Raw genomic sequence first — 12,158 nt, 5'->3', positions numbered from 1 at the left:
ACGAAGAACGCCATCACCCAGGAAATGCGCCGCCAGCTGTGGGAGGCGTTCGAGGCCATCGCCCTGGACCCGGCCATCCGGGCCGTCGTGCTGACCGGCGCGGGCGGGGAGTTCTGCTCCGGCATGGATGTGGGCAACATGGGCCAGGGCGGCATCAACGGCTCACTGGAGCGCATGCACACCCTGCACCGCATCGCCCGCGCGATCTACCACCTGAAAAAGCCGACCATCGCCGCCGTTCCGGGCATCTGCGTGGGCGTGGGCTGGGCCTATGCCCTATGCTGCGATATCGTTCTGGTGTCGGAACGGGCCAAGTTCGCCCAAATTTTCCGCAACATCGGCCTAACGCCCGATGGCGGATCGGCCTGGCTGCTGCGCCAGCAGGTGGGCGCCATGCGGGCCAAGGAAATCGCCTATTCCGGCCGCATGATCCGGGCCGACGAAGCCGTGAGCCTGGGCCTGGCCCTGGAGAAGGTGGATGGCGAGCACCTGATGGACCGGGCGCTGGAGCTGGCGAACTCCTTCGCCGCCGGTCCCACGGTGGCGCTGGGCCTGGCCAAGCGCCAGTTCGACTTGGCGGCATCCAGCTCCTTCGACCAGTTCCTGGACATGGAATTCACCATGCAGCCCATCGCCAGTCGCACGGACGACCATCACGAGGGCTTGGCCGCCTTCCGCGAGAAGCGGCCGCCCCAGTTCACGGGGGCCTGAGGTCATGCTGCACCCTGAGGAGGAGTGGCGGGCGCATCTGGCCCAGGGTCGCTTCATGATCCAGCGCAGCCGGTCCACCGGCCGCCATGTCTTTCATCCCCGCGTGGCTGAGCCCGGCACCGGCGCCCAGGATCTGGACTGGGTGGAAGCGTCGGGCCAGGGCTGGGTCCATGCTGTGACAGTGGTTCGCAAGAAGGACCCGGCCGAGTCCTACAATGTAGTGCTGGTCGACTTGGCGGAGGGGCCGCGCCTGATGAGCCGGGTGGTGGACATCGCCGCCGACACCGTTCGTATCGGCATGGCCGTCCGTGCCCGCATCGATATTCTGGGAGACCAGCCGACGCTGGTTTTTGTGCCCGCATGACTCATAAGCACGGCTTCCCCCGCGGTAAGACCGCCATCGTTGGCGCCGCCACCTTCGGCATCGGCCGCTGCCCCGGGGTGGCGGCCGTGGATATGGCCGCCCAAGCATCCTTGATAGCCTTGGCCGACGCTGGCCTGACCTTGGCCGACGTCGACGCCGTCTACACCTCAGCCCCCTATGAGGCGCTGGGCGGCATGGAGCTGGTCGAGTATCTGGGCCTGCAGCCCAAGGTGACGGACTGCAACCGCACCGGCGGTTCCGCCTTCGAGGTCTATGCGCAGCAAGCGGCGCTGGCACTGGACGCCGGGCTGATCGATTGCGCCCTCATCGCCTATGGGTCCAACCCGGCCAGTGTTCCACCCAAGGCCGTGGGCATGACCCGCCCCTCGCCCTGGGAGGCGCCTTACCAGCGCTGGGCCCCCATCTCCTCCTACGCGCTGGCGGCAAGCCGGCACATGCATCTGTACGGCACCACACGGGAACACCTGGCGGAGGTGGCGGTGGCGGCCCGGCGCTGGGCCCAGCTGAACCCAGAGGCCGCGGTCCGCGACCCCCTGTCCATCGACGACGTGCTGGGCGCCCGCATGGTGTCCGACCCCTTGAGCGTACGCGATTGCTGCCTGTTCAACGACGGTGCCGCCGCCATCGTCATGGTGCGCGCCGACCGGGCACGGCATTGTCGGAAGGCGCCGATCGCCGTGCTGGGGGCCGCCCATGCGGTGACCCACCGCGAAATCTCGGGCATGCCGGACCTGACCGTCACCGGCGCCGCGCGGTCGGGCGCGCAGGCTTATGCCCAGGCGAAGGTACGGCCGCGCGACATCGACCTGGTCATGCTCTACGACGCCTTCACCATCACCCCCATCCTGTTCCTGGAAGATCTGGGATTCTGCCCCAAGGGTGAAGGGGGGCGGTTCGTCGCAGATGGTGCCATAGCCCCCGGCGGCCGATTGGCCGTGAACACCAGCGGCGGCGGCCTATCCTGTGTCCATCCCGGCATGTACGGCCTGTTCCTGCTGGTGGAAGCCGTCCGCCAGCTGCGGGGCGAAGCGGGGGAACGCCAGATACCAGATGCCCATCTGGCGCTGGCCCACGGCAACGGTGGCGTGCTGTCCAGCCAAGCCACCGTGGTGCTGGGCACCGCAGCCACAGTTTAGTCTACGGTTTCAGCGCGGATAACGGCCCAGCAGCAGATAGGTGAACGACGCGATCAGAAAGCAGCCGGCCGCCAGCCCCAAAGCGGGGTTGTAGCTGCCGAACCGGTCGTACAGCTGTCCGATCACCATGGCGCCGGCAGCGGAACAGACGCCGGTGGCCAGCACGGTGAGGCCGTAGATGGCCGAGAACGCCTGCATACCGAAATAGCGGGCGATCATGTAGCCGATCAGGTCGATCTCAGCCCCTTGGGCCAGGCCGATCAGGACCACGGCGACGGCCGCCACGCCGGTGCCGGGGGTGGACAGGGCCATCAACGCCGCGCACCCCGCCACCGGCCCCATGGTGAACAGGAAACCCAGGATGGGGGCCCAGATCCGGTCAACGATGGCCCCAGTGATCAGCGTGCCGAGGAAGGTGGAGACGGCCAGCAGGCTCAACAGGCCGGCGGCCGTGGCCGGAGCGACGCCCTTAGAGACCAGCAGCGGCTGCATCTGCGTCAACAGACCGATGGCCGGCCCATAGGTGAGGCCGGCGGCCAGGCACATCAGCAGGACACGGCGGTTGCGCAGCAGGCTGGGCCACAGGCGCCAGCCTGCTGCGGCGACCTGCTGCCGCTCCTCCGCCGTGCCGCGCCGGTCGGATACCAAGGCCCAGCTTACGGGCCACCCGAGCAACAGAATAACCCCGGCCAGCGTGTAGAAGCCGCCCGCGTAGCCCCAGCGGTGTATGGCGCCGTAGATGGCCATGGGCAGGAGGGCGCCGGCGACAGCCAATCCCAGGCGCGACACCGCCAGCGCCAGGCCGCGCGACTGCCGGAACCAGCTGGTGACGGCCCGGGTGTAGGAGAGACCCGTCGTCGCCATACCGGTCAGCACCAGGCAGGACATGGCCGCGTAGTAATGGATGAGCGACGGTGTGAGGTTGGCAAGGGCGGCGTAGAACAGGCCGACGATGCCGATGGCCGGCAGCAACACCCGCCGCACCCCGCGTGCGTCCACAAGCGCCCCGATGAAGGGCGCCAGCAGGGCCGCCACCAGATTGGCGTTATGCGACAGGGCCTGCTGGCCCCGCGTCCAGCCGAAGGCCTGTTCCAAGGGCCGGACGAACAGGCTGGCGACGAAGGGGAAGGCCGAATAGCCGCAGGCCATGCCGATACCGGAGCCCACCACCACGCGCCAATGATTGCGCCACTCCAGCCTGGCCGTGGCCGACAGATATTCCATGCGTCCCCCTGCTTGTTTTTGTGCCCTCAAACGCCGGACGCGGTCGCGTCCTACGCCGATGCCGCCGACATCAGTCCGGCTGCCCGCGCGCGCGCAGGCGCACCCGGCCGTCGCCAAAGGGCGCGTCCCGCTGCTTCAGCGCCTCCTTGAGGCCGCTCTCCGCCATATCCTGGCGGAACCGCCGGCGGCGTGGTCCCTGGGAAAGGTGGGCGCGCGCATCCAGCTCGGCGGCGAAGCGCTGCGCCGTCCGTGCGCCGGCCAGTTCCAGCTGCAGGTTCACCACCCGCTTGTGGGTAGCCAGGATCTCCGCGTCGACGTGGGCGATGCGCCGGGCCAGGGCCAGCGCCTCATCGGCCAGCCGATCCGGCGGATAGGACTCCAGCGCCAGACCGATGCGGGCGGCGTCCAAGCCCGAGATTGTGTCGCCGGTGAACAGCATCCGTTTGGCCCACTGCGGCCCGCAATGGTAGAGCCACAGGTTGGTGGGCGGCGTGCCGTTGGCCCGCGCCGCCGGAAAGCCGATTTTGGCATCGTCCGCGACGATGACCAGGTCGCAGGAAAAGGCGAGATCCGTGCCGCCGGCCAAGCAGTTGCCCTGGACCTCAGCCACCACCGGCTTGTGCAGGTCCAGCAGGATCAGGGTCAGGTCCTGCTGGCGGGCCAGGTTCCAGATGTCGTCGTCCAAGGTGCCGGCACGGGTCCGGTATTGAGCCGGGTCATAGGCCGGTGCCGCATCCCCGGCCCCGCCGTAGCTGCCCATCAGGTCGTACCCGGCACAAAAGTCACGACCGGCACCGCGCATGAGGATGACGTTGACGTCCGTGCGGTCGTCCGCCTCCAGCAACGCCTGCCGGAATTCCTCCAGCATCTGGGCGCCGAGGGCGTTGCGCTTCTCCGGCCGGTTCAGGGTGATGGTCGCAACCCCGTCCGCCACCTCGAACAACAGGGTATCGGCCGACTTCAGCCATTTGCGCTGGTCGCTCATTGTCTTCCTCCCGCCGGGACCGCGTCAGCGCGGCAAGCCCAGGACCCGTTCCGCCACAATGTTTTTCAGGACTTCGTTGGCGCCGCCGGCGATGGTCCAGGCGTAACTCCACAGGTAAGCCTCATAGGGACCCACCGCCTGGTTGCCGTCGCCGGTCAGCCGTGGTCGCGCCACCTGCGCCGCCGGCCCGCCACGGTCCAGCAGGAAGGCGGTGTGCTCGTGCAGCAGCTCCGAATAGAGCACCTTCACGTAGGTCGGCAGGGGGGAGGCGCCCATGTGCGGGTCGGCCGCCACCTCCGCCATCATCTCGCGGATGGTGCGCCGCACCGCCAGCATGCGGCCGTAATGGCCCATGAAGGCGCGCCGGTGCGCGGCATCCGACCACCAGCCGACGGCGCCGGTGCCGGCCGCGGACAGCAGTCCTTCCATGGCGAAGCGCAAACGTTCCGCCAGGTCCACGATGATCAGCCCCCGCTCCGCCGACAGCGTGGCCTGGGCGATGCGCCAGCCCTCGCCCTCGGCGCCGATCAGGTTCTCCGCCGGGATTTCCACGTCATCCAGGAACAGCTCGCAGAATTCCGCCCCGCCGTTCATCTGGCGAATGGGACGGCAAGTCACGCCGGGGGTGTCCATGTCCATGATGAAGTAGGAGATGCCGGCCTGTTTCTTCGGCGCCTGCGGATCGGTGCGGGCCAGCAACAGGCAATAGCGGGCGTTCGCGGCGTAGGAGGACCAGACCTTTTGTCCATTGACCACGTAGACGACCCGACCACCCTCCCTGGTCCGCTTCTCCGCCCGTGTGCGCAGGCTGGCCAGGTCGGAACCGGCACCGGGCTCGGAAAAGCCCTGGCACCAGACCTCGCCCCGATCGCGCACACCGGTGAGATAGCGCTCCTGCTGCACCGGCGTGCCGTAGGCGAACAAGGTGGCTGGCAAATGGAAAAGGGACACGGTGAACATGTCCGGCCGCGGCGCGTCCGCGCGGGCCAACTCCTCATTCAGGATGACGGCGTGCGTCAGCGGCAGGTCCTCGCCGCCCCAGGACTTCGGCCAGTGCGGCGTCGCCAGCCCAACCTTCTTCAATTCATCGAACCAGCGGCGCTGGAAGGCGACGTAGTCCTCCTCCGGCGCGCCCAAGAGGCGGCCCTTCCAATCGGCGGGAACAACGGCTGACAGCCAAGCCCGGACGGCCGCCCGGAACGCCTCTTCGTTCGAGACATGGTCAAGGGGGCGAGGCGCGCCGGCAACCGGTGCCACGGCCGGTGCCGGCGGAACGGTGACCAAGGCGGCCGCCGCCAAATCCATCGCGGAATCGTCCCCGCCGAACAAGCCCCGGTTGAGGCGGGCCCGTTTCAGATAAAGGTGGATGTCCAGTTCCCAGGTGAAGCCGATGCCACCGTGAAGCTGCACGGCATCATCCGCGATGGCGACATAGGCGGCATTGGCGCCGGCGCGGGCCAGCTGGGCCAGGCCCAGGGCCCAGTCACCCTCCTCCGCCGCCAACGCCTCGGCCACCAGGGACCGGGCGACCTCCAGCCGCAGCTTGTGGTCGGCCACCCGGTGCTTCAGCGCCTGGAACCGCCCCAGGGGCTGGTCGAACTGCGTGCGGACCTTCAGATACTCGATCGTCTTCTCCAACACCGCCTGGGCGCCGCCCAGGCTGTCACAGGCCAGCGCCAGGGCGGCGTGGCGGTCGGCGACGGCCGCCGGCACGGGAAGCAGATCGACCGCCACATCCTGCAAGGCCAGATGCGCCATCCCGCGCGTATGATCCACGGCCGGTACCGGCGTAACCGTAAGCCCCGGCGCATCACGGGCGACCACGGCCAGACGTCCGCCTTTCAGGCCCAGCAGGAAGACACCCGCCGACGCGCCGTCCAGGACGTGCGTGACCTGGCCGGTCAGGCGGTCGCCGGCCAGCCGCGTGGCTGGGGCGTAGGCAGCGAAAATCTCACCCGAGAGCAAAGCCGGCAGCCAGCGGTCGCGCACCATATGTGGCGCCTGGCCCATAACGTCGGCGGCCAGATAGGTGGAGAGCAGCGGAATGGGTGCCGCGCATCGGCCCAGTTCCTCATAGAGGACGGCCAGGGCTTCCATGCCTAAGCCCAAGCCGCCGTCGGCCTCGGGGACGCCCAGCCCCGCCCAGCCTAGGGACGCGACCGTGGCCGCCAACGCCCTGTCATGAAAACAATCCGCCGTCACCCGGCCTCCAGCCCCCACGCCGGCCAGCCGGTCGACATGGGCGTGGACGCGGACGCTGTCGGCCTCCTGGACCAAGACGTCGCGGATGCTGGCGCGCAACTCCGCCAGGTCGATGCTGTCGCTCATGCCAAAGCCCACCCCATGTCGATGAAGCGCCGACGTTGCTCGCCGGCATTGCCCAACCAAGCGGACAGGGTCAGGACCCGTTTGACGTACAGGCCCAGGTCATGTTCGTCCGTGAAGCCGATGGCGCCGTGCAGTTGAATGGAGTCTCGCGCCACCCGGCAGGCGGTGTCGCTGCATCGGCCCTTGGCCCGCACCGCCGCCAGTGGCAGGGTGGCCGGGTCGCCGCCGGTGGCCAAGCCGAACTGCAGCGCCGCCGCCGCCCGTTCCTTGTCGATGTAGAGATCGACGGCCTTGTGCTGCAGCGCCTGGAAGGAACCAATCAACTGGTCGTACTGCTTGCGTACGCCCATGTAGTCCAGGGTCATGGCCAGCATATGCTCCGACAGTCCCAGCAAGCCGGCGGCCGCGACGATGCGGGTTTCATCCAGGGCGCGTGCCACGGCCGTCTCCGCTGCCGCGGGCGTGGCCACCACCTCACCATTCCCAACGACCACCTCGGCCAGCGCGACCTGCCCCAAGGGCGTGTCGTCCGCGCGCCAGAGATGAGTCCTGGTCACACCGGGGCTGCTCGCCGGCACGGCGAACAGGCGCACCCCATCCGCTGCCTGGGCGGGCACCAGCAGATGGGTGGCGGAAACCCCACCCACGACGGAGCCGGCCTGACCAGAAAGGCGCCAGCCCCCGTCGGCGGGAACAGCGGTCACAGCCGGCAGGGCGCCGTTGAAATCAAGGGCCAACGCCGCCAGGCATTCCCCGGCCGGTACCTGGGCCAGCAGTGCCGCCCGGGCCGGGCCGTCGCCATGAACCAGCACCCTGGCGCCAAGGACCGCGTAGGGCAGCAGCGGCTCCCCCATCAGGCCCTTTTCCAATTCCCGCACCACGGCCGCCATCTCAGGCAAGCCCAGCCCGATGCCGCCATCCTCCTCCGGCACCAGGATGCCCAGCCAGCCGAGATCCGTCAGCAGTCCGAGATAGGACGGGTCGTAGCCGGGCAGCTGGCTACGCCGGGATCGCGCGCCGGTGGGCCCCGGCCCGTCGGCGACCACCCGCTGCGCGCTGGCCGCCAGTTCCGCAACAATGTCGTTTTCCGTCGCCATGGTTGGCCTCACGCCGGCAGGCCAAGCACACGCTTGGCCAGGATGTTGCGGTGGATTTGCACGGTGCCGCCATAAATCATGGGCGCCCGTGCCGTCAGGTAGTCGCGCAGCAGGTCGGCCTTCCCGAGGAGAAGGGGCCCATCGGCGAAGGGCGCCTCCCCCGCCAGGCCACCCTGTTCACCCGCGATCTCCAGAGTCAGCTCGGTGATGCGGGCATAGGTCTCGGTGGCCACGATCTTCAGGGTCGACACCTCGAAGCCGAAGCTGTGTCCCGCGCGGATTTCCTGGGCCAGGCGCTCGTACATCTCGCTGTTGTCGGCCAGGTCGAGCTGCAGTTGGGCGATACGATCAACAATGGCCGGGTCACGGTCCCGTCCCGCCAGCCTCGCCACGCGAACCAGCCGATCCATGGCCTGACGGCCCATATGCGGGGAGCCGGCCCAGACCCGCTCGAACCCCAGCAGAGATTGCGCGACCCGCCAGCCGTTGTTGAGGCCACCCACCAGATTACCAACCGGCGCGCACACGTCGTCGAGGAAAACCTCGGCGAATTCGGCATCGCCATTGACGGTGACGATGGGCTTCACCGTCACGCCCGGCTGGTTCATGTCCACCAGGATGAAGCTGATGCCGGCCTGCTTCTTCACCGTCTTGTCGGTACGGGCCAGGACGAAGATATGGTTGGCGTCGACGGCACCGGAGGTCCAGATCTTATGGCCGTTGATGACGAAGGTGTCGCCTTCGATACGCGCTTCGGTGCGCAGGCCGGCCAGGTCCGATCCGGCGCCGGGTTCGGAGAAGCCCTGGCACCACAAATCCTCGCCCGACAGGATGCGCGGCAGGTAGTGGGCGATCTGGTCCGGCGTCCCATGCGCCAGCAACACCGGCCCCACGTTCAGCACACCTTGCTCCATCACCCGCGAGATGCCGGCGCGCGCCCACTCCTCCAGATAGATCAGGTGCTTGGCCGGCTTCAGCGCCATGCCGCCGTGCTCCATGGGCCATCCCGGCGCCAGCCAGCCGTGTGCCGCCATGGCGTGGTACCAGTCCTTGGACTGCGCCCAGCGCACATGCTCCTCTCCCCGCCGCAGATGGGTCGGGCAGTGCGCTTCGATGAAGTCCCGGGCGGCAAGGCGGAACGCCTCGTCGGACAGCGCATTCCAGTCACGCATCGTCTTCCTCATGAAACAGGGCCGGCAAAGCGGGCCAGGGCGCCTAGACGCCCATCAGACCCAGCACTTCCTTTCGGCTTCTTTCGTCGTCGCGGAAAACGCCCATCATGCGGCTGGTCTTCATGGCGACGTTGGGGGTGTTCACACCGCGGGAGGTCATGCAGCCGTGCGTCGCCTCGATCACCACCGCCACCCCCTGTGGCTTCAGGTGTCTCCAGATGCAGTCCGCCACCTCGGCCGTCAGGCGCTCCTGAACCTGTAGGCGGCGGGCGTAGGCGTGCAGCACACGCGCCAGTTTGGAGATGCCGACCACGTGGTTGCGGGGCAGATAGGCGATGTGCGCCTTACCCACGATGGGCGCCATATGGTGCTCGCAGTGCGACTGGAAGGGGATGTCCTTCAGCAGCACGATCTCGTCATAGCCGCCGACCTCATAGAACACGCGCTCCAGATGGCGGGCGGGATCCTCGGCGTAGCCCCGGCAATATTCCCGCCATGCCCGCGCCACGCGCTTCGGCGTGTCCTCAAGGCCTTCACGGCTGGGATCATCGCCGGCCCATTCGATGATGGTGCGTATCGCCTGCTGGACGGGTTCCGGCACATCGGCCGTGTTGGTGTGGAGCGGCATCATGGGTGTCGTTATCCTGTCCGGCACGGAAAGTGCCGGCTCTCATGTCCCTATGATCCTAGAAAGCGCCACCTGGTCCGGGCCAGCGGCGGTGCGGAAAGCAGGCGCCTTATCGCCTATCCGATCATGCCCCCGTCACGCGCGCCGGCCGCCGCAGACCTCTGTATCGGTGCCGGTGATCATGGCGGCATCGTCGCTGCACAGGAAAAGCACCGTGGCCGCGATCTCCGCCGGCTGGACGGCCCGGGCGATGGACTGGCCGCCGCCCGCGATCTCCGCCTGTTGGCCCGCATCGAACATTCGGGCGATGACCGGCGTCGCCACCAGGCCGGGCGACACGCTGTTGATCCGGACGCCGCGCGCCGCGTACAGGGCCGACGCGTAGGCGGTCAGATGGATCACGCCCGCCTTGGCGGCGCCGTAGGCCGGCGGGGCTGCCGGCGTGACCATCTTGCCCGACATGGACGCGGTGTTGACGATGGCGCCGCCGCCATGGGCCAGCATCACGGGCAGTTCATGCTTCAGACCCAGCCAAGTGGCGGTCAATGTCGTGGCCAAGGTCCAGTCCCAATCCTCGCGCGTGGTGGTCTCGATCGTGCCAGGCCGTGAGAGACCCACGTTGTTGACCGCATGCGCCAGGGGGCCGAACGCCCCGACCGCCCCGGCGACCAGCGCCGCCACGTCGCCTTCGACGGTGCAGTCGGTGGCGATGAATTGCGCCGTACCGCCGGCGGCGTGGGCCTCATCCACCACCATGGCGCCACCCTGGGCGTCCAGGTCGCCGATGGTCACACGAGCCCCTTCGGACGCGAAGGCCAGGGCCGTGGCCCGGCCGATGCCGGACGCGCCACCGGTGACCAGCACCGAGCGCCCGGCGAAGCGCTGCTTCACCATAGTGGTTCCTCCGTTAGCGCCGCGACCGCGGCGGGGTCGCTGCCGGCCCAGAAGTCGCGCCAGCACGGGAAGTCGCCCGGCAGCCGGGGCGGCAGGTCATGGTTGGGCCAGTCCTGGAACGGGGCCGCCGGTCGCGATGCCCAATCGGCGCTGTACCAGTGCCTTTCCCGCCGCCGGCTGAAGAACCAGCGTCCGTCCCGCCGGACGTAGTCGTCGAAGTAGACGATGGCCATGACGATCCAGCGACCGGCGTCCTCATGCTCCGCCCGGCAGTAGACGGCGCCGCGTGCCTGGTCGGCACCCGTCAGATCCACTTGGTGGCCGCAGATCTGGTGGATGGATCGGTAGAAGGTGCGCAATTGCGGCTCGATGATGCTCCGCAGCACGGCACGTCCCTTGCCATGGCGGCCGCAGTCCACATCGTCCACGAACAATCCCACCCAGGTTTCAAGGTCGCGACCATCTACCGCCAAGGCGTAGCGCACGGGCAGTTGCTGGATAGCGGCCAGGGACTCCAGCTGATCAAGCCGCCGCAGGAGATCGTCCATGGCCATTCTCAGGTCAGCCGATGTAGATTGGCGGGATCGAAGGGCTTGAAAGGCACACCAGCCCGAGCCTTGAGCAGCCACTCGGGATCGTTGAGCAGCGCGCGCCCCACCCCCACCAGGTCGAATTCCCCGCGCCCGAAGCGTTCGACCAGCACGGGCAGGTTGTTGTCCACCGCCTGGCTATCATCGATATGCCGGGCCAGGCCACGGCTCTTGCCGAAGCCCACGCCCCCCACCGTCATGGCCAGGCGGCCCGTCAGCCTGCGGCACCAGCCGGCCAGGTTCAGGGTGGAACCGGCGAACAGCGGGCTGTCGAAGAAGCGCTGGCTGCCGTCAAAGACATCCACACCGGCCTCCGCCAGGGGCGCCAGCAGGGCACCCAGTTCATCGGCCGTGTCGGCGATGCGGGCGGTATAATCTTGCATCTTGAACTGGGACAGGCGCAGTGCGATGGGCACTTCCTCCCCGACCGCCTGGCGGACGGCACGGATGACGGCGGCGCCGAACGCCGCCCGCCCCCGTGCGTCCCCGCCCCAGCGATCTTCCCGCCGGTTGGTGTGGCGCCAGAGGAAGCTATCGATCAGGTAACCGTGGGCCCCATGGATGGCGATGCCGTCGAAGCCCAGCGCCCGCGCCCGCCCTGCGGACCGGGCATAGGCATCAATGACGTCCTGGATGTCGTCCTCGGTCATGGGCGATGTGGCGGGCAGCGCCCGGAACCGCGCTTCATGGGGGATGGAGATGATGCCGTCGACGGGCCCCCAAATACCGGAAGGCCGCAAACCGGCGCTGGTGTCGCCGGCATATTCCACGTTCCACATCGGCCCCTGATGCCAGAGCTGGGCCCAAATGACCCCGCCGGCGGCGTGCACCTCGTCCACCACCGCCCGCCAGCCGGCCAGGGCCGCAGCCCGTGCAGGCGCGGGACACCCGGATGATCCACCGCCCGTGGATGGTCGATGCCCACCCCTTCGGTGATGATCAGGCCGACGCCCGCTTCCGCCCGGCGGCGATAGTAGGCGGCGACATCCGCGCCCGGGACCCCGCCGG

The 12,158-nt window shown here is 68.5% G+C and carries 12 protein-coding genes; 3 read left to right on the top strand and 9 right to left on the bottom strand.

What is annotated here, in order from left to right:
• The 3 genes from I55_RS28000 to I55_RS27990 all read left to right on the top strand — a co-directional run.
• Window positions 1–711 (top strand): enoyl-CoA hydratase/isomerase family protein (locus tag I55_RS28000; protein WP_044564022.1); only part of this gene is annotated, 711 nt, incomplete at its 5' end.
• Window positions 712–715: 4 nt separating this feature from the next.
• The gene (locus tag I55_RS27995; RefSeq protein WP_044564021.1) at window positions 716–1,075 is read left to right on the top strand and encodes a Zn-ribbon domain-containing OB-fold protein; all 360 of its coding nucleotides are present in this window, start codon (window positions 716–718) and stop codon (window positions 1,073–1,075) included.
• The gene (locus I55_RS27990) at window positions 1,072–2,232 is read left to right on the top strand and encodes a thiolase (RefSeq protein WP_044564020.1); all 1,161 of its coding nucleotides are present in this window, start codon (window positions 1,072–1,074) and stop codon (window positions 2,230–2,232) included. The genes I55_RS27995 and I55_RS27990 overlap by 4 nt, the downstream gene beginning before the upstream one ends.
• A gap of 9 nt (window positions 2,233–2,241) precedes the next feature.
• On the opposite strand, the gene I55_RS27985 is transcribed toward I55_RS27990, so the two are convergent.
• From I55_RS27985 to I55_RS27945, 9 genes are all read right to left on the bottom strand, one after another.
• Complete coding sequence (locus tag I55_RS27985) at window positions 2,242–3,456, bottom strand: MFS transporter (RefSeq protein ID WP_049974583.1); 1,215 nt, start codon at window positions 3,454–3,456, stop codon at window positions 2,242–2,244.
• Between the two features lie 70 nt (window positions 3,457–3,526).
• Complete coding sequence (locus tag I55_RS27980; RefSeq protein WP_044564019.1) at window positions 3,527–4,441, bottom strand: crotonase/enoyl-CoA hydratase family protein; 915 nt, start codon at window positions 4,439–4,441, stop codon at window positions 3,527–3,529.
• Window positions 4,442–4,465: 24 nt separating this feature from the next.
• Window positions 4,466–6,769 (bottom strand): acyl-CoA dehydrogenase, encoded by a 2,304-nt coding sequence (locus I55_RS33610; protein WP_049974582.1) that lies wholly within the window; start codon window positions 6,767–6,769, stop codon window positions 4,466–4,468.
• Window positions 6,766–7,866 (bottom strand): acyl-CoA dehydrogenase family protein, encoded by a 1,101-nt coding sequence (locus tag I55_RS27970; protein WP_049974581.1) that lies wholly within the window; start codon window positions 7,864–7,866, stop codon window positions 6,766–6,768. The genes I55_RS33610 and I55_RS27970 overlap by 4 nt, the downstream gene beginning before the upstream one ends.
• Window positions 7,867–7,874: 8 nt before the next feature.
• Window positions 7,875–9,038 carry an acyl-CoA dehydrogenase family protein gene (locus tag I55_RS27965; protein WP_044564018.1) on the bottom strand — a complete coding sequence of 388 codons (1,164 nt, stop codon included), beginning with the start codon at window positions 9,036–9,038 and terminating at the stop codon, window positions 7,875–7,877.
• Window positions 9,039–9,081: 43 nt separating this feature from the next.
• A complete protein-coding gene (gene folE, locus I55_RS27960) occupies window positions 9,082–9,669 on the bottom strand; it encodes a GTP cyclohydrolase I FolE (protein WP_044564017.1) in 588 nt (195 codons plus the stop codon).
• A gap of 132 nt (window positions 9,670–9,801) precedes the next feature.
• Entirely contained in the window at window positions 9,802–10,560 is a 759-nt protein-coding gene (locus I55_RS27955) for an SDR family NAD(P)-dependent oxidoreductase (protein WP_044564016.1), read from the bottom strand.
• Window positions 10,554–11,108, bottom strand: a complete 555-nt coding sequence (locus tag I55_RS27950; protein WP_252181345.1) for a nuclear transport factor 2 family protein — start codon at window positions 11,106–11,108, stop codon at window positions 10,554–10,556. Before I55_RS27950 ends, I55_RS27955 begins: the two co-directional genes overlap by 7 nt.
• 8 nt (window positions 11,109–11,116) lie before the next feature.
• Window positions 11,117–12,158, bottom strand: a 1,042-nt coding sequence (locus tag I55_RS27945; RefSeq protein ID WP_199902754.1) for a hypothetical protein, incomplete at its 5' end; no start/stop codon positions are given.

It is taken from the genome of Azospirillum sp. B4, from assembly GCF_000333275.1.
Lineage (GTDB): Bacteria > Pseudomonadota > Alphaproteobacteria > Azospirillales > Azospirillaceae > Nitrospirillum.
Note: the sequence above shows the minus strand (reverse complement) of the source record. Positions and strands in the feature narration are given on the sequence as shown.